At 74.9% G+C, this 16,154-nt stretch carries 17 protein-coding genes; 6 read left to right on the forward strand and 11 right to left on the reverse strand.

The annotated features are described in order from the left end of the window. Positions 1 to 51: 51 nt before the first annotated feature. Positions 52 to 1,200 carry an anthranilate phosphoribosyltransferase gene (gene trpD, locus ACSLTV_RS23825; RefSeq protein ID WP_432156958.1) on the reverse strand — a complete coding sequence of 383 codons (1,149 nt, stop codon included), beginning with the start codon at positions 1,198 to 1,200 and terminating at the stop codon, positions 52 to 54. Between the two features lie 2 nt (positions 1,201 to 1,202). Further along, positions 1,203 to 1,553, reverse strand: coding sequence for a hypothetical protein (locus ACSLTV_RS23830; RefSeq protein WP_435612837.1), 351 nt, complete (start codon positions 1,551 to 1,553; stop codon positions 1,203 to 1,205). 302 nt (positions 1,554 to 1,855) lie between these two features. Here ACSLTV_RS23830 and ACSLTV_RS23835 point away from each other — a divergent pair, with 302 nt between their 5' ends. From ACSLTV_RS23835 to ACSLTV_RS23860, 6 genes are all read left to right on the forward strand, one after another. Beyond that, complete coding sequence (locus tag ACSLTV_RS23835) at positions 1,856 to 2,626, forward strand: 4'-phosphopantetheinyl transferase family protein (protein WP_435612838.1); 771 nt, start codon at positions 1,856 to 1,858, stop codon at positions 2,624 to 2,626. Positions 2,627 to 2,698: 72 nt separating this feature from the next. Then, positions 2,699 to 4,243 (forward strand): tryptophan halogenase family protein, encoded by a 1,545-nt coding sequence (locus tag ACSLTV_RS23840; protein ID WP_432139887.1) that lies wholly within the window; start codon positions 2,699 to 2,701, stop codon positions 4,241 to 4,243. Positions 4,244 to 4,503: 260 nt separating this feature from the next. After that, the gene (locus ACSLTV_RS23845) at positions 4,504 to 5,112 is read left to right on the forward strand and encodes a flavin reductase family protein (RefSeq protein ID WP_435612839.1); all 609 of its coding nucleotides are present in this window, start codon (positions 4,504 to 4,506) and stop codon (positions 5,110 to 5,112) included. Next, positions 5,109 to 6,614, forward strand: coding sequence for a cation:proton antiporter domain-containing protein (locus ACSLTV_RS23850; protein ID WP_435612840.1), 1,506 nt, complete (start codon positions 5,109 to 5,111; stop codon positions 6,612 to 6,614). The genes ACSLTV_RS23845 and ACSLTV_RS23850 overlap by 4 nt, the downstream gene beginning before the upstream one ends. 2 nt (positions 6,615 to 6,616) lie before the next feature. Beyond that, positions 6,617 to 6,901, forward strand: coding sequence for a chorismate mutase (locus ACSLTV_RS23855; RefSeq protein WP_432139884.1), 285 nt, complete (start codon positions 6,617 to 6,619; stop codon positions 6,899 to 6,901). 136 nt (positions 6,902 to 7,037) lie between these two features. After that, complete coding sequence (locus tag ACSLTV_RS23860; protein ID WP_432139883.1) at positions 7,038 to 7,619, forward strand: hypothetical protein; 582 nt, start codon at positions 7,038 to 7,040, stop codon at positions 7,617 to 7,619. A gap of 13 nt (positions 7,620 to 7,632) precedes the next feature. Here ACSLTV_RS23860 and ACSLTV_RS23865 read toward each other — a convergent pair whose 3' ends face one another. The 9 genes from ACSLTV_RS23865 to ACSLTV_RS23905 form a co-directional block, all read right to left on the reverse strand. After that, positions 7,633 to 8,520, reverse strand: coding sequence for a LuxR C-terminal-related transcriptional regulator (locus ACSLTV_RS23865; protein WP_435612841.1), 888 nt, complete (start codon positions 8,518 to 8,520; stop codon positions 7,633 to 7,635). Between the two features lie 17 nt (positions 8,521 to 8,537). Continuing rightward, the gene (locus ACSLTV_RS23870; RefSeq protein ID WP_432139881.1) at positions 8,538 to 9,128 is read right to left on the reverse strand and encodes an anthranilate synthase component II; all 591 of its coding nucleotides are present in this window, start codon (positions 9,126 to 9,128) and stop codon (positions 8,538 to 8,540) included. Further along, on the reverse strand, positions 9,125 to 10,642 hold the full coding sequence (locus ACSLTV_RS23875; RefSeq protein WP_435612842.1) for an anthranilate synthase component I family protein: 1,518 nt from the start codon (positions 10,640 to 10,642) through the stop codon (positions 9,125 to 9,127). Before ACSLTV_RS23875 ends, ACSLTV_RS23870 begins: the two co-directional genes overlap by 4 nt. Before the next feature lie 39 nt (positions 10,643 to 10,681). Next, positions 10,682 to 11,671, reverse strand: coding sequence for a TauD/TfdA family dioxygenase (locus ACSLTV_RS23880; protein WP_435612843.1), 990 nt, complete (start codon positions 11,669 to 11,671; stop codon positions 10,682 to 10,684). Then, positions 11,668 to 12,198: a YbaK/EbsC family protein gene (locus tag ACSLTV_RS23885; RefSeq protein ID WP_432156965.1), complete on the reverse strand. Its 531-nt coding sequence runs from the start codon at positions 12,196 to 12,198 to the stop codon at positions 11,668 to 11,670. Before ACSLTV_RS23885 ends, ACSLTV_RS23880 begins: the two co-directional genes overlap by 4 nt. Then, positions 12,188 to 12,412, reverse strand: coding sequence for an MbtH family protein (locus ACSLTV_RS23890; protein ID WP_432156966.1), 225 nt, complete (start codon positions 12,410 to 12,412; stop codon positions 12,188 to 12,190). Before ACSLTV_RS23890 ends, ACSLTV_RS23885 begins: the two co-directional genes overlap by 11 nt. 13 nt (positions 12,413 to 12,425) lie before the next feature. Then, a complete protein-coding gene (gene sbnA, locus ACSLTV_RS23895; RefSeq protein WP_432139876.1) occupies positions 12,426 to 13,409 on the reverse strand; it encodes a 2,3-diaminopropionate biosynthesis protein SbnA in 984 nt (327 codons plus the stop codon). A 38-nt stretch (positions 13,410 to 13,447) separates the two neighbouring features. Next, a complete protein-coding gene (gene sbnB / locus ACSLTV_RS23900) occupies positions 13,448 to 14,488 on the reverse strand; it encodes a 2,3-diaminopropionate biosynthesis protein SbnB (RefSeq protein ID WP_435612844.1) in 1,041 nt (346 codons plus the stop codon). A gap of 663 nt (positions 14,489 to 15,151) precedes the next feature. Further along, on the reverse strand, positions 15,152 to 16,141 hold the full coding sequence (locus ACSLTV_RS23905) for a TauD/TfdA family dioxygenase (protein ID WP_435612845.1): 990 nt from the start codon (positions 16,139 to 16,141) through the stop codon (positions 15,152 to 15,154). Between the last annotated feature and the right edge of the window lie 13 nt (positions 16,142 to 16,154).

A 16,154-nucleotide genomic window follows, 5' to 3' on the forward strand; every position in this document is an offset into this window, starting at 1 on the left:
TCCCCCCCCCCCCCCCCCCCCCCCCCCCCCCCCCCCCCCCCCCCCCGGGTCTCACGCCGCCGCGCGGTGTTCCTCCGGCCGCAGGTGACGGCCGGCTGCCGTCCACCGTCGCAACACCCTGGCGGCGGCGCCGGAGTCGACGGCCGCCGCGGCTCGGGCGAGGGCCGGCCGGAGCCGGTCGGCCAGCGGGGCGTCGAGGGGGGCACCGGAGGGGGCCGCCACCGCCAGTGCCGCCGCTGCGGACAGCAGTACGGCGTCGCGGACGGGGCCGCGCTCCCCCGCGAGCACCCGCCGGGCCACCTCGGCGTTGTGGGCCGCGTCCCCGCCGCGCAGCGCCCCGGGGGGTGCGAGCGGAACACCGACGTCCTCCGGGCTGAACCGCTCCTCGCGCACCTGCGCGCCGGCGACGGTCCACACCCGTGAGGTGGTCGTCACGGTGAGCTCGTCCAGTCCGTCGTCGCCGCGGAAGACCAGCGCGGTGGTGCCGCGCCGGGCCAGGACGCCCGCGACGAGCGGCGCCAGCCGGGCGTCCGCCACGCCGACGGCCAGCGCCCGGGGGCGTCCGGGGTTGGTGAGCGGGCCGAGGGCGTTGAACACGGTGGGGATGCCCAGTTCCCGGCGGACACCGGCGGCGTGCCGCATCGCCGGGTGGAAGTCCGGGGCGAAGCAGAAGGCGATCCCCACGGAGCGGGCCAGCCGCGCGAGTCGCTCGGGAGACTGGCGCAGCGTCACCCCCAGCTCCTCCAGGACGTCGGCGGAGCCGGAGCGGGAACTGGCCGCCCGGTTGCCGTGCTTGACCACCCGGGCGCCGGCGCCGGCGGCGACGATCGCGGCCATCGTGGAGATGTTGACCGTGCAGGCGCCGTCGCCGCCGGTGCCGACGATGTCGACGCAGTCGCCGGGCACGGTGAGCGGGACCGCGTGCGCCAGCATGCCGTCGGCGAGCCCGGCCAGTTCGCCGACCGTCTCGCCCTTGGCGCGCAGGGCGACCAGCAGTCCGGCGAGCTGGGCGGGGGTCGACCGGCCGCCCAGCAGGGAGTCCATCAGCCACGCCGTCTCGTCGGCGGTCAGGTCCCGGCCGCGCAGCACGGCGTCGAGCAGACCGGCCCAGGTCCGGCCGGCCTCGGGACCGGGAGGCGCGGGGGGCACGGGGGGCGCGGGAGGCCCGTCGGGCCGGGCCGCACTCGGTGGTGTGGTCATCGTCAGCCCCAGTCCTCGTTCTCGGGGGTGACCGGGCCGGTGCTGCCCCAGTCCTCGTTCCCGGGAGCGGCAGGGGCGGCGACGCCCCAGTCCTCGTTGGCCACCACAGCAGGCGCGACGCCCCAGTCCTCGTTGGCCACTACGGCGGGCGCGACACCCCGGTCCTCATTGGCCACCACGGCGGGCGCGAAGCCCCAGTCCTCGTTGCCCGGGGCCTTCTCCGGCAGGGCGACGGTGGCGGTCGCGGACGCGTCCCCGGCCAGGGCGACCCCTGCGCCCCCGGCCTGCAGAACGGCCAGAGCGAGCACGCCGCCGGCGATCACACGTACGGTCCTGCTGCCCTTACCACGCATGGACTTCACGATTCCGTATCCCCCTTGTGGAAAATTCAACTGTCCTGGGGTGCCGCCGCCCTGTGCGACCGCGGCGCCCGCTGCGGAAAGGACACTAGGAAGCCGCGACTTCGGCTCGTTATCGTCGCCCCTTCGGCCCGTAGAGCACAGGTGATAAAGCTCTGTCCAGGGGGGTTTTCCTCCATGACTCCGGAGGTTCTTCCGACTTCCGGCCGGGCTGGGGAAAATGAAAGAATCGCCGCTGTGGCGTTTTCCGCCACGGCCGAGAGCGGAGCACGCGGACGGGGACGCCGATGATTTCCTTGACCAGCAACGGGGCCGCGCCGCCCGTGTCCGGCGCGCGCACGGTCACCTGCCATGTCTGGCTGTCGCGCCGCCTGCCCGGCCCCGAGCAGCATTTCGGGCTGCTCGACGCAGAGGAGCGCGGGCGTGCCGCGGAGTTCCTGGTCGAACAGGACTTCGCCCTGTTCGTCACCGGCCGGGTGCTCGCCCGGGCCGCGCTGGGCTCGCTCGCCGGGATCCCGGCGAGCGAGGTCGCCCTGCGGACCCGCTGCCCCGGCTGCGGAGGCCCCCACGGCAAGCCCCGCCCGGTGGGGGCGGCGGCCGGCTGGGAGCTGTCGATCTCGCACTCCGGTGACCTGGTCGCGGTGGCGGTGACCCGGGGCCACCCGGTCGGCGTCGACGTGGAACGCCTCGTGGCCTCCGACGAACCCGGCATCCCCATGGAGTACGAGCTGATCCTCACCCCCGCCGAACGCGCCGGTGTGGCGGCCCTGCCTGCGGAACGTCAGGGCGCCGCCTGTCTGGCGCTGTGGACCCGCAAGGAGGCCGTCCTCAAGGCGACCGGCGAGGGCCTGAACACCCCGATGGACTCCTTCACCGTGACCCCGGCCGCCCGGCCGCCGGCCGTGACGGCCTGGCGTGACGACCGGCCCCGGCCGCGGCCCCGGATCGCCCTGGCCGACCTGCCGCGGGTGGACGGCTGCCTGGGCGCCCTGGCCGTGCTGGACGCGGCCGCGATCGCCCCGCGTATCCGTTCGGGGGCCGAGGTGCTGGCCGAAAGAATGCGATAACGAAAGGAAATCCGCCCTCGATAGCTTCGCTGCACGGTTACGGGCACCAACACCCCGAACAGGAGATGCAGCGTGATCAAGTCAGTCGTCATTGTGGGGGGCGGGACCTCCGGTTGGATGAGCGCCACGTATCTCAAGGCGGCGTTCGGTGACCGGATCGATGTCACCCTGGTCGAATCCGACCGTGTGTCGACGATCGGCGTCGGCGAGGCCACTTTCAGCACGGTCCGGCATTTCTTCGACTATCTGGGCCTCGAAGAGCGGGATTGGATGCCGCACTGCGCCGGCTCCTACAAGCTGGCCATCCGGTTCGAGAACTGGCGGAACGTGGGCGACCACTTCTACCACCCGTTCGAGCGGCTGCGGATGTCGGACGGGTTCACCCTCGCCGACTGGTGGCTGAAGGAGGGCGACCGCAGCCTCCCCTTCGACCAGGCCTGCTTCGTCACCCCGGCGCTGTGCGAGGCGCAGCGCTCGCCGCGCATGATGGACGGCTCGCTGTTCGCCCAGGGCCTCGACGGTTCGCTGGGCCGCTCCACCCTCGACGAGCAGCGCGCGCAGTTCCCGTACGCGTACCACTTCGACGCGGGGCTGCTCGCCCGGTTCCTCACCAAGTACGGCACCGACCGCGGCGTGCGCCACGTCGTGGACGACGTGGTGGAGGTCCGCACGGACGAGCGCGGCTGGCTCACCGAGGTGCAGACCAAGAACAGCGGCGCGCTCGCCGGCGACCTGTTCATCGACTGCACCGGCTTCCGCGGCCTGCTCATCAACCAGACCCTGGAGGAGGAGTTCCTCTCCTTCGAGGACGTGCTCCCCAACAACCGGGCGGTCGCCCTGCGCGTCCCCGCGCCGGACCAGGCCGAGCGCGGCATGCGGCCGTACACCACGGCGACCGCCATGGACGCCGGCTGGATCTGGACGATCCCGCTGTTCGGCCGGACCGGCACCGGCTACGTCTACTCCGACGAGTTCTGCAGCCCGGAGGAGGCCGAGCGCACGCTGCGCCAGTTCGCGGCGCCCGGGCAGGACGACCTGGAGGCCAACCACATCCGGATGCGCATCGGCCGCAACCAGCGCTCGTGGGTGAACAACTGCGTGGCCATCGGGCTGTCGAGCGCGTTCGTGGAGCCGCTGGAGTCGACCGGGATCTTCTTCATCCAGCACGGCATAGAGCAGCTGGTCAAGCACTTCCCGGACGAGCGCTGGGACCCGAGCCTCGCCGACGACTACAACAACCGGGTCGCGCAGGTGCTCGACGGTGTCAAGGAGTTCCTGGTGCTGCACTACGCGGCCGCCGGGCGCGACGACACCCCGTACTGGAAGGAGGCGAAGATCCGGCCGCTGCCGGACGGGCTCGCCGAGAAGCTGGCGCTGGCGTCCTCGCACCTGCTCGACGAGCGCGCCGTCTACCCGCACTACCACGGCTTCGAGCAGTACTCGTGGATCACGATGCTGCTCGGCCTCGGCCACGAGCCGGCCGCTCCCCGGCCCTCGCTCGCCCACATCGATCCCGCGGCGGCCCGCGCGGAACTGGCCAAGGTGCGCGCCGACGCCGAGCAGCTGGTGCGTGCACTGCCCGGCTGCCACGAGTACCTGTCCGTCCTCCACGGCTGACGCCCCCGGCCGCACGCCACCGCCGAGCGGTCACGCCACCGCCGAGCGGTCCGCCGAGACCGCCCTCAGGCCCCGCCCCGTGCCCGTGCCCCCTCCCCCCGACGGGCCCGGGGCGGCCCGGCTGCCCGCCGCCCGGAGCACACCTCGAAGACCGGTTCCCCGACCGCCGGAGACCTCACCCGCCCGACCCCTCCCGTCCGGGATCCGCCACGGCTCTCCGAGCTGTTCCGACCTTCCGAGACCTTCCGAAGGACGCATCCATGACCAGCGTATTGCCGCCCTCGCGACGGCCGGCCGAGCTCCGCGGGCACCCGGCGCCGCGCCCCTCCCCGCGGTCCGGGCCCCCCGCGTCCGCCACCGCGTTCCGCACCCTGATGAGCGCGTTCCCGACCGGGGTCGCCGTCGTGACGACGTACGGCGACGACGGCCGGCCGCGCGGCCTGACCTGCTCGTCCCTGTCCAGCGTGGCCGCCGAGCCGCCGACCCTGTCGGTGTGCCTGACCACCCGCGGCGAGACGCTGCGGGCGCTGCGGGCGCACGGCTCCTTCGCGGTGAACCTGCTGCACCACGGCGGGCAGCGGGCGGCGCAGGTGTTCGCTCGGCCCGCCGACAACCGGTTCGGGCAGGTCGCCTGGCGGGCCTCGCCCGGTGCCGGGCTGCCGTGGCTCGTCGAGGACGCGTTCGCGCTGGCGGAGTGCACGGTTTCGGGTCTTTCGGAAATCGCCGATCATACTGTGGTCATCGGTGAAGTGACCGGTGTCGCCCAGGAGTCGGGGGTCCCCCTGCTCTACGGGGCGCGGGGGTTCGCCGCCTGGCCGGGCGGCACGGTTCCGGGGCCGCTGCCGGCTCCCGAGGGGGTGGCGTCGTGAGCGGCCTGCACGCCGATCCGCTCGCCCGCTTCCTGCTCGCCGCCGCCCTCGTCGTCCTGCTCAGCCATCTGCTCGGCGGCCTCGTGGGCCGGCTCGGGCACCCCCCGGTGATCGGGGAGATCCTCGGCGGTCTGGTCCTCGGCCCCTCCGCGCTCGGCGGGCTGTGGCCGCGGGCCCACGCCTGGCTGCTCCCCGAGGAGGTCACCTCCGCCCTGACGACCACGGCCCAGCTGGGCCTGGTCACCTTCGTGTTCCTGCTCGGCTGCGAACTGCGCCTGGACGGCGGCCGGGCGGGCGGCACCGCCGTCACAGCGGTCGCCGCCGGCGGCATGGGGCTGCCGTTCCTGCTGGGTGCCGGTCTCGCCTGGGCGGCGCCCGGCACGCTGCGCGGCGAGCACGCCACGGACACCGCCTACCCGTTGTTCTTCGGTCTCGCCCTGTCCGTCACCGCCCTGCCCGTGCTGGCCCGGGTGCTGGTCGACATGGGTCTGGACACCACCCGCACCGGGGCGTTCGCCCTGCTGTCGGCGGCGGTCGGCGACGGCATCGCCTGGCTGCTGCTCACCGCGGTCCTCGCGGTCGGCGGCGCCGAAGGTACCGGCCCGGTCGGGCTGACGCTGACGCTGGTCGCCCTGCTGGTGGCGGTGACGTACCTGCTGGTGCGTCCGGCGCTGGCGGCGCTCCTGCGGCGCGTCGAGGCCGGTGGCCGCGGCGAGCGGCTGGTCATGCCGGTGCTGCTGGCGGGGGCGTTCGGCTACGGCGGCCTGACCGACGTGATCGGGCTGCACCCGGTCATCGGCGCGTTCCTGTTCGGTACGGCGGTGCCGCGCGGCTCGGTCCTCGTGGCGCGGCTGCACCAGCAGTTGCAGGGTTTCACGCAGGCGGTGCTGCTGCCGCTGTTCTTCGCCGGCGTCGGCCTCACCGTCTCCCTCGGCACGCTGGGCACCGGTGGCCGGCCCTGGCTGGTGCTGCTCGGCGTCGTCGTGGCCGCGGCGGCCGGCAAGTTGGCCGGGGCGGGCGGCGCGGTCCGGCTGATCGGCATGGACCGCACGGAGGCGCTGCGGTTCGGTGCCCTGATGAACTGCCGGGGCGTCACCGAGCTGGTCGTCGCGGGCATCGGCCGGCAGGCCGGGCTGATCAGCGACGCCGGGCTGACCGTGCTGGTGGTGATGGCCCTGGCGACGACCGCGATGACCGGGCCGCTGCTGCGGCTGACCGGCGTGGCGATGCGATCGCCCGCACCGTCCCCGCCCTCCTCGCCGTCCCCACTGTCCTCGCCGACCTCGCCGTCCCCGACCTCTCGGGACCTCCCGAAGCCCTTGGTCGCGGCCCTGACCCCGCTCCCGCCGCCCTCCCCTCTCCCCGCGGCCGTCCCCGACCCGTCGTCTTCGCTCCCCCCGCTCCCCGTAGCCGTCCCCGCCCCGTCCTCTCCGCTCCCCTCGTCGTCCGCGTACCGGCCGACGTCCGAACGTGCCGCCGGCGGCACCCCCGTGGAGGTCTGACCATGTCTCCGATCGATTCCGCCCGGATCACCGAGCGCAAGCAGCAACTGCACGCCATAGACCAGGACATCATCGATCTGATCCGACAGCGCCAGGACACCGTCTGGCAGTTGAGGACCCTGCGCCGCATGGCGGGGCTGCGCGAGTACCAGCTGGCCCTGGAGAACGAGGTGCTGAGCCACTACCACGAGGCGCTGGGCCGCACCGGCACCAGCATCGCGCTGCAACTGCTCTCGCTGGCCCGCTCCGAGGCCGCCGGCGAGCACGCCGCGTCGAGCGCCGCCTGACCCGCGGTCGGCGGGGCCGGTCCGACGACCGGCCCCGCTCTCGCCGTTCCCCGTTCCCGACCTCCCCCTCTTCCGACCGCCCCAGGTTCCGACCGCCCCGTTTCCCACCGCCCCGAGGAGAGGAAAGAAACCCACCGTGACCCCAACCACCCACACCCGAACCGTGACCCGTCCCGGTCTGCGGTCCCTGCTGGCCGTGCCGTTCCGCCGCGACACGTGGCGGCATCTGCTGTACGCGCTGTTCGTCCCGCTCGTCGCCGGCCTGATCCTGGTGTTACAGCCCGTGATGAAGTCCTCGCAGGACAGCGGACACCAGGCGGTCGGACCGCTGGCGCTGCTGCTGGGGCTGCTGGTCGCCGCGGTGGCCGGGCCGGCCTTCGAACGCATGCGGCTGCGCGTCTTCTTCGGCGAACGGCTGGCCCCGAGGCGCGCCGGCCGGCTGTCGGGCGGCGTCCGCTTCTTCTTCGTCAACATGGTCCTGACCACACTGTCGTTCGCGGCGACCGTCGGCTGGGTCATCGTCTGCGCACGCAACCTGACGTATCCGATCTGGGGCTGGGAGCCCTACCCGACGGACGCGTGGGGCGGGCCGAGCCCGGTCGGCGCGGTCGCGCTGCACTTCTTCTCCGGTGTCGTGGCGTTCTTCGTCCTGCCGTGGGTGGTCGTGCGCGTCACCGAGTGGCAGCGCGTCGCCGTACGCCGGTTCGCCGCCGGCTGACACCCCGCGTACGTCACGGCCGTGCCCCCGGCGGAGGGATCCCGCCGGGGGCACGGCCGTACCCGCCCGGCCACCGCGCGGCGGCCGGGCGGGCGGCCCGTGTCACGCCACCCGGATCCGGGGAGCGGTGCCGGCCGGTGGCCGGCGGTACGAGAGCGGGGCCGTGGCGGGTGGGCGGGCCGGGAACCGCGCGGGTGGCGGGGCGGTCGGCAGCGGCCGGGCGGGGGGGCCGGGCGGAGAGCAGGCGCAGGACGGCGAGGACACGGCGGTTCTCCCCGTCGCCGCCGTTCAGGCCCAGCTTGGCGAAGATCGCCGCCACCCGCTTCTCCACGGTGCCCGGCGACACGCACAGGTCGTCGGCGATGGCGCTGTTGGTCCGGCCCAGCGCCATCAGCCGCAGGACGTCCCGCTCGCGCGGGCTGAGCGAACCGAGGGCCGGGTCCGACCGCTCCGCCTCGCCGGTGCCGGAGGCCCGCGGGCCGAAGGCGGCGCCGAGCACGCCGACGGCCCCCGGGTCGGCCACCGTGCCGCCGGCCGCGACGCGCTCCAGGGCCGGCAGCAGCACCTCCGCCTCGACGGCCTGGTCCAGCAGCAGCAGCGCGGTCCCGGGGCGGCGCGCCCCGAACAGGCGGGCCGCCAGGGCGGGCGCGGGCGCGGCGCAGTACAGCAGGGCCGCGAGGCCGGGCAGCTCCCGCCCGGCCGCCAGCACCGCGTCCACGACGGCGTCGCCGCCGGGCTGCCGCGCCCCCGCCAGCACCGCGTCGGGGCGGCACCGGGCGGCGGCCGCGGGCAGCGCGGCGGCGTCGGCGAGGACGGCGGCCACCTCGTGACCGCCGTCCCGCAGGGTCTGCGCGAGTCCCGCCCGCAGCACGGACGAGCCGTCGACGATGACGATGCGCATGGGTTCCACGTCGCGCCTCACACGCCCGCGGGGGCCTGCGCCCGCGCTGCGGCCAGGACGTTGCCCAGCAGCCGGGCCCCGTCGGTCGTCGCCACGCTCTCCGGGTGGAACTGCACGCCCCACACCGGTAGTTCGCGGTGGCGCAGGGACATCACACAGCCGTCGTCGGCGGCCCGGCCGGTCACCTCCAGTGCGGCGGGCAGCGGCTCCGCCACCACCAGCGAGTGGTAGCGGGCGACCTCGGTGCGGGTGCCCAGCCCCTCGTACAGGCCGGTGCCGTCGTGCGTGACGACGCTGGTCTTGCCGTGCCGTACCCGCCGCGCGGTCACCACCCGGCCGCCGAAGGCGAGGCCGATCGCCTGGTGGCCCAGGCAGATGCCGAGCAGCGGGACGCGGCCCGCGAAGGCGTGCACCAGCTCGACGTGCCCGCTGTCCGCGGGGTGCCCGGGGCCGGGCCCCAGCACCACCGCGTCCGGGGCGGACGCCGTGAGTTCCCCGGGTGAGCGGGTGCGGCTGCGCACCACCTCGGTGTCGGCGCCGAGCCCGCGCAGATACTGGTCGATGATGTACGTGAAGCTGTCGTAGGCGTCGACCAACAGGATCCTCACGGCCGCAGCTCCTTCCCGGTCAGCGCCCAGTAGGCGGCGGCCATCTTGTGCAGGGTCTCCTGCCACTCCCGCTCGGGCACGGAGTCGGCGACGATGCCGGCGCAGCTCTGGGTGCGGTAGCGCGCGCCGTCGTGCACGACCGTGCGGATGCACAGGGCGAGCAGGCTCCAGCCGCGCACGTCGACCAGGCCGACCGCGCCCGCGTACATGCCGCGCGAGCCGTCCTCCAGCTCCTGGATGAGTTCCATGGCGCGGATCTTCGGCGCCCCGGTGACGGTGCCCGCGGGGAACGTCGCGCGCAGCACCGACCAGGTGTCGTGCGCCGGGTCCAGGCGCCCGGAGACCGTGGACACCAGGTGGAAGACGTGCGAGTAGCGCTCCACGGTCATCAGCTGCTCGGTGCGCAGGGTCTCCGGCAGGCACACCCGCCCGATGTCGTTGCGGCACAGGTCGACGAGCATGACGTGCTCGGCGCGTTCCTTCTCGTCGGCCCGCAGCGCGGCCACCCGCCGGGCGTCGGTGTCCGGGTCGCCGCTGCGCGGGACGGTCCCGGCGATGGGCCGCATCACCAGCCGGTCGCCCTCGGCCCCGACCAGCATCTCGGGGCTGGCGCCGATCAGGGTGGTCCCGGCCCGCCGCACCAGGTACATGTACGGGGAGGGGTTGCGGGCGCGCAGCCGCCGGTAGACCTGGAGCGGGGTGAGGTCGGTGTCGACCTCCACGCTGTGCCCGATCTGGATCTGGTAGACGTCCCCGACGCCGATGTGCCGCAGACAGCGCTCGGCGCGCGCCCGGAACGTCTCCTCGTCGGTGCTGTCGCGCACCGAGCGGGGGGCGGGCGCCGCGGGGACGCCGTCGTCGTCGGGCAGCGCGCGCAGCGCCTCGGCGACCGGGTCGGGGGCGGGCGCCGGCCCGAACACGTCGGCGTGCGCCCGCAGCAGCCGTACGGCGCCGGTGGCGAGGTCGTAGTGGACGGTGTCGCGGAACAGGGTCAGGGTGCAGTCCGGGCCGGGGTCCCGGTGCGCGCGGGCCGGCAGGTCCTCCATGTGCCAGGCGGCCTCGTAGCCGACGGTGGTGACGAAGCCGAACGCGAAGGCGTCCGGGGGCACGTCGGTGTGCGTCCGGAACAGCCGCTGGGCCGCACCGAGAAACTCCCACAGCCGGTCCGGCCCGTCGAGGGCGCGGGTGTCCGGGCCGAGCCGGGGCAGGCCCAGACGGTCCGCGACGGCGAGCAGGGCGCCGGTGACGGCCTCGCGGCCGTGCACCCGGACGTGGCCGGCGTGCACCTCGATCTCCGCGAGCCTGCCGAGGCCGACCACGGCCCGGCCGCGGTCCTGGAGCGGGCCCTCGGGGCTTTCCAGGAGGAAGAGGTCCTCCGTGCCGAACCGCTCGGCCAGGGCCGTGTACAGGGCGAGCGGCTCGTGCGGCGGCAACCGGGTCTCCGCCACGTGGACGTCGACGTACGGCGCGGTCGGCTGGGCGACGGGGACGGTCGGTTCGAGAAGTGTGGTCACGGGCGTCTCATTCCTCGGTGCGGTCGTGGGCCGCGGTCGTCAGTCGAGTACGTAGCCGTCGCGCGCCCTCAGCCCGCGGGAGCGGCGCAGGTCGGTGAGGACGAAGCTGCGCTGCAGCCAGCGGTCCCGGCCGTCGTAGCGGGGGCGGAAGGGGGTGCGGCCGTGCACGGTGACCCGGTTGTCCACGACGGCCAGGTCGCCGGGGGCGAGCCGGACCGTCTGCGCGGTCAGGTCGAACAGTTCGGCCAGCTCGGTCAGGGCGGTGCGGGCCCGGTCGGTCATCGGCCGGGTGGCCGCGAAGTCCACCCGTACGTCGGGGTCCTCGACGGCGCCGGTGAGCACGGCGTGCGGCACGGCGGTCGCCGAGTGGCCGAACGAGGGCGGCGCGGCCGTCACGAACTCCTCGCTCCACAGGGCCGCCCGGCTCCGCTCCGACAGCAGCGGCAGCGTCCGGCGCACGCAGCCGGTGCGCAGACCGGCGACCCTCTCGTGGTCGGCGCGCAGGCACAGCAGCATCACGAAGTCGGGCCGGTGCGGGTGGAAGGCGTTCTCGGTGTGGAAGGACAGCAGCACCGAGCCGGCGTTTCCCTGGAAGTCCTCCTTGCCGGGGACCGGGACGACGTCATGGACGAGGGCGCCGGTCTTCTCCGGCCGGAAGGCTGCCGGGTCGCCGAGCCCGGCGGCCACCATCAGCAGCACGGCGGCGGGCACGGTGGCGGTGCGCTGCACCGAGCCGCCCGCACTGGGCGTGGGGGGCAGGTCCGGCTCGCCGACGGGCAGCCCGCGCACCAGCAGGGTGCCGGCGGGCCCGGAGTCGCGGCGGAAGTCGCGCAGGGCGCGGCGCAGTCCGGCGGGCAGGTCGCACCAGGCGTCGCGGGCGGCGGCCACGTACGCCCGGTCGTCCACCCGGCCGTCCGCGACGGGGGCGATGCGCCGGGCGAGGGCGGTGATCCGCTCCGCGTCGCCGCTCCCGACGGTGACGGTCGCGCCCGGGGCGGAGACGGTGGCGGTGTCGAGGGCCAGGGTCATGGGGTCATCACTTTCTGGACGGGGCCGCGGCCGGCGATCGCCGCCACCAGGGGCGCGGCGATCCGCCGGTAGGCCCGGGTGCTCAGGGCGACGGACCGGTCGAGGCGGGCGGCGTTGAAGTAGATCTCGTCCTCGTCGAGCAGGTCCCGTTCGACGACGAGCCGCAGCCGCGGGTCGAACGTGAACGGGATGATCGACCCGCTGACGCAGCCGGTCAGGCGCTCGGCGCTGGCGCGGTCGGCGAAGCCGGCGCGGGAGCCGCCGGTCAGGGCGCGCACCGCGTCGGTGTCGACCCGGCGGTCCCCGGGCACCACCGCGAGGACGTGGTGCCGGCCGCCGGGGCCGCCGGCCACCCGCAGGACCAGGCACTTGGCGGCCTGGCGCAGCGGGTGCCCGCGCAGCGCGGACGCCTGCGCGGTGCGCCCCTCGGGCGGGTGGTGGAGCAGGCGGTGGCCGGCATCGTGCTCGTCGAGCAGTTCCATCAGCCGCCGGTGGGCGGACCGGTCGGTGAGGGTGTCAGCCGGCATGGGTCATCGCTTCGGCGACCGAGCGCGGACGCATGTCCGTCCAGTGCTCCTCGACGTAGGTCTGGCTCTCCGTCAGGCCGGCGTCCTCCAGGACGGCGTGCCAGCCGGCCGGCACCTCGGCGAAGGCCGGCCACAGGGAGTACTGGCCCTCGTCGTTGACGAGGACGTGGAAGCGGCCCTCGGTGTCGTCGAAGGGGTTGCTGGTGGTGGTCACGGTGGGTCTCCCCTCAGGTTCGGTACACGGGCAGCCGCGGTTCGGCGAGCTCGTCGCCGTACAGGCCCTGCACCCAGTTGGTCTGGTAGACGGTGTCGAGATAGCGCTCCCCGAGGTCCGGGGAGATGGCGGCGGTGACGAGGCCGGAGCGGTCCTCGCCGGGGCGGCCGAGCCATTCGGTGGCGCCGGCGACGACGGTGCCGGTGGAGCCGCCGAACAGGAAGCCGCGGGCGGCGAGCCGGTGGCACATGCGGACCGTCTCCGGCTCGGGGACGATCACCACGTCGTCGACGAGGGACTCGTCGAGCAGCGCGGGCCGCACCCCGGCGCCCAGGCCCGGGATCATCCGGGTGGCCGGCGGCCCGCCGAAGGTGACCGAGCCGGCGCTGTCCACGGCGACGACGCGCACGCCGGGCCGGTGCTCCTTGAACCAGCGGGCGCAGCCCATGAGGGTGCCCGTGGTGCCGGCGCCGACGAAGAGCACGTCCAGGCCGGGGAAGCGGTCCGCGATCGGCGGAGCGGTCCAGCGGTAGTGGGCGCGCCAGTTGTCCGGGTTGCGGTACTGGTTGAGCCACACGTAGCGGCTGTCGGACTCGCACAGGCTCCGTACGAGGTTCAGGCGCGCCCCGAGGAAGCCGCCCTCGGGGTCGGGTTCGGTGACGATGCGCACCTCGGCGCCGAAGGCCTCCATCGCGCGCCGGGTGGCGAGGTTGCAGCGCGAGTCGGTGACGCACACGAAGCGGTAGCCCCGACTGGCCGCGATCACGCTGAGGGCCACACCGAGGTTGCCGGACGACGACTCGACGAGCACGGAGTCCTCGCGCAGCACGCCGCCGCGCTCGGCCGCCTCGATCATGGACAGGGCGGCCTTCTGTTTGATGGAGCCGCTGAAGTTGAACCCCTCGCACTTGAGGTAGACCGACGAGCCGAGAACCGGCCAGAGGTCGACGTAGAGGTCGTCCTCGTTGAATTCCTGCGGAGCCGAGATGATCGGCATGGAACCTCCCGCTCTGGGGACGGGATGCGCGCGGGCGGTCAGCCGTGGCGGCGCATTTCGTGGAAGAAGCCGTCCACGACGGCCAGGTCGCCGGCCGCCCGCACGGTGTCGTGGACGTGCCGGCCGAGCGCGAGGTCGAGGACCCCGAGTCCGAACGGCGAGAAGACCACCGGCCGGTCGGCGGGCGGGCGCACCGCGCCGGTCAGCACGTCGTACAGCGTCCCGTGCACGAAGTCCCTTCCGCCGGTGCGCTGTTCGGCCAGGTGCAGGGAGGTGCCGGCCTTCAGGCAGTGGTCGACGTCGTCGACGATGTTGAAGGCGTCCAGCACCACCTCGGGTGCCAGGTCGCGCAGCGACACGTGCAGCACCAGCGGGTTGTGGGTGAACCAGCCGGGGTCGGTGACGTGCGGCTCGGCGGAGACGGTGGCGAAGACGACGAGGTCGCTGGAGCGGATCAGTTTCTCGGCGCTGTCGTGGACGGTGATCGCGCCGGGCGTGCCCTCGCGGTCGAGGTAGCCGGTGAAGCCCTCGGCGTGCGCGCGGTCCAGGTCGTACACGCCGGTCTCGTCGAACTCCCAGCCCGTGCCGACCAGGTAGGCGTGGACGAACCGGGCGATGAGTCCGGTGCCGACGAAGCCGACACGGCGCGGGCGCTCGCGATGCGCGGACAGCTCGCGGGCGGCGAGCGCGGCCGACGCCGCGGTGCGGGCGGCGCTGATGATGGAGCTCTCCAGGCAGGCCGTCGGGTAGCCGGTGGCCGGGTCGTTGAGGATCAGCACCGCGGAGGCGCGGGGCAGCTGCGCGTCGACGTTGCGGGGGAAGCTGGAGATCCACTTCAGCCCGTCGACGGGGTGCTCGCCGCCCAGGGAGGCGGGCAGCGCGATGATCCGGGAGTCCGGCCGGTCGGGGAAGCGCAGGAAGTAGGAGGGCGGGTTGACGGTGTCGCCGGCGCCGTGGGTGCGGTAGGCCGCCTCGACGATGCGGACGACCTCCTCGTAGCGGCCGCCGATGACCTCGTCGACCTGGGCGCCGGATATCACCGCGAACGCGGGTGGCGGCGCCGGGCTGTTCGATGACATGGGTGCTCTTTCCGTGGTGTGACGGGGGTGGGACGAGAGGTGAGGCGGGAGTGGGACGGGGGTGGGGCGGGGGGTGGGGCGGGGAGGACGCGGCGGCCGGGCGCGGCCCCGGACAGGGCCCGGCCCTACGGCCACGGCCGCGGAGCCGGCCGCGGCACCGGGACCGGCGCCGCAGCCGTCGGTACGGCCACCGAGCCGGTACGGCCACCGGCCGGCGGGCCTGCACGGGCACCGGACCGGGATCGGCCCCGCCCGAACCGGTCGGGTGCCGAGCCGGAACCCACCACGCCCGGGGCCAGGACCGACCGCGCCCGGGCCGGCACGGGCACCGGACCGGCCGACGAGCCGGTCCGCCACCGGACCGGGCGCCGGCCGGGGCCGACGGGGGTGTCGAGCCGGAGGCCGGACGCCGGACCGCTGCGACCTCCGAACCCGGTCTCCACCACCGGACCCGGCGCCCGCACCCGATCCGGCCCGGCCCGGCCACCGGCACCGGCACCGGCACCGGCACCGGCACCGGCGAACCGGCACAACCACCGGACCGGCCCTCAACCACGCACCCGAGCCCGTACGGGCGCCGGGCCGCGGGTTGGCGGGGCCGTCGGGTCCGGCGACCGCCGTCGGCGGGTGGTGGAGCCCGGGCCGGCGCGGCCCGGGTGGTGGTCAGTCGGGGCGGACGTGGTCCGGCAGGCGGACCGGGTCGCCCAGGACGACGGCGACGTGCCGGTCGCCGTCGTAGGGCTCGCGGCTGTGGGCCATGCGCAGGTTGTCGACGACGAGGACGTCCCCGTTGGTCCAGGGCTCGGACACGGTGGCCGCCCGGTAGGCGCGGTCGATGGTCTCGACGACCTCCTCGGGGATCGGCCGCCCGTCGCCGTAGGCGGTGTTGAAGGGCAGCGCGTCCGGCCCGTACACGTCGGTGAGGTAGTCGCGGACCATGGGGTCGAGGGTGCGTTCGTTGAGGAAGGAGATCTGGTTGAACCAGACGGGCAGCCCGTTGCCGGGATGCTCGATCACGGCGGCCCTGCGCTGCCGGGTGCGCAGCGCGCCGTCGGGCAGCCAGGTCGCCTCGACCGTCTCCCGGTCGCAGTACGCGGCGACCTCGGCGGGGTCCTCGGTGCCGAACGCCTCGGTCCAGGCGACGCCGACCTCGCGGTAGCTGCGGGTGAGCTGCCAGCCGTCCCGGGCGAACGGCTCGACCAGGTCCGCCGGCAGGGCCGCCAGCACCGCCTGCGAGTCGGCGACGCCGGTGGCGCCGCCGCCGTCCGGTGCGCGCAGGCACGCGAACAGCAGGGTGGCGGGCACCTCGGCGGCGTAGCTCAGCTCGTGGTGCATGCACATCGGCTCGTCGGGCGGCCACTCGGAGGAGGACAGCACACCGGGGGCGAGCCGTCGGCGCGGCGCGAAGCCCTCCCGCTCGGGCATCGCCTCGATGCCCAGCGCGGCGGCGACCGCGCCCACCTCCTCGGGGGTGCGCGGGCCGAGTCCGCGCACCCGGACCGCGCCGTGCTCGGCGACGGCCGCGCGCACCCGGTCACGCAGGGCCGCCGCCCGTCCGGCGGCGTCGGCACCGGCGCCCTCGGCGTCGAGGACCGGCGGCCTGCCGGGCGCGGTACCCGGCACGGGCGCCGTGAGGTCAAGGACGGACGTCATCTCGGGGTCCCTT

Origin of the sequence: Streptomyces sp. bgisy159, assembly GCF_965341775.1 — a bacterium.
GTDB lineage: Bacteria > Actinomycetota > Actinomycetes > Streptomycetales > Streptomycetaceae > Streptomyces.

Coding starts and splice junctions, on each gene's coding strand:
- ACSLTV_RS23905 (WP_435612845.1), bottom strand. CDS start 16,141: ATGACGTCCGTCCTTGACCTCACGGCGCCCGTGCCGGGTACCGCGCCC.
- ACSLTV_RS23880 (WP_435612843.1), bottom strand. CDS start 11,671: ATGACCCTGGCCCTCGACACCGCCACCGTCTCCGCCCCGGGCGCGACC.
- sbnB (WP_435612844.1), bottom strand. CDS start 14,488: ATGTCATCGAACAGCCCGGCGCCGCCACCCGCGTTCGCGGTGATATCC.
- sbnA (WP_432139876.1), bottom strand. CDS start 13,409: ATGCCGATCATCTCGGCTCCGCAGGAATTCAACGAGGACGACCTCTAC.
- ACSLTV_RS23845 (WP_435612839.1), top strand. CDS start 4,504: ATGACCAGCGTATTGCCGCCCTCGCGACGGCCGGCCGAGCTCCGCGGG.
- trpD (WP_432156958.1), bottom strand. CDS start 1,200: ATGACCACACCACCGAGTGCGGCCCGGCCCGACGGGCCTCCCGCGCCC.
- ACSLTV_RS23830 (WP_435612837.1), bottom strand. CDS start 1,553: ATGCGTGGTAAGGGCAGCAGGACCGTACGTGTGATCGCCGGCGGCGTG.
- ACSLTV_RS23855 (WP_432139884.1), top strand. CDS start 6,617: ATGTCTCCGATCGATTCCGCCCGGATCACCGAGCGCAAGCAGCAACTG.
- ACSLTV_RS23865 (WP_435612841.1), bottom strand. CDS start 8,520: ATGCGCATCGTCATCGTCGACGGCTCGTCCGTGCTGCGGGCGGGACTC.
- ACSLTV_RS23885 (WP_432156965.1), bottom strand. CDS start 12,198: ATGCCGGCTGACACCCTCACCGACCGGTCCGCCCACCGGCGGCTGATG.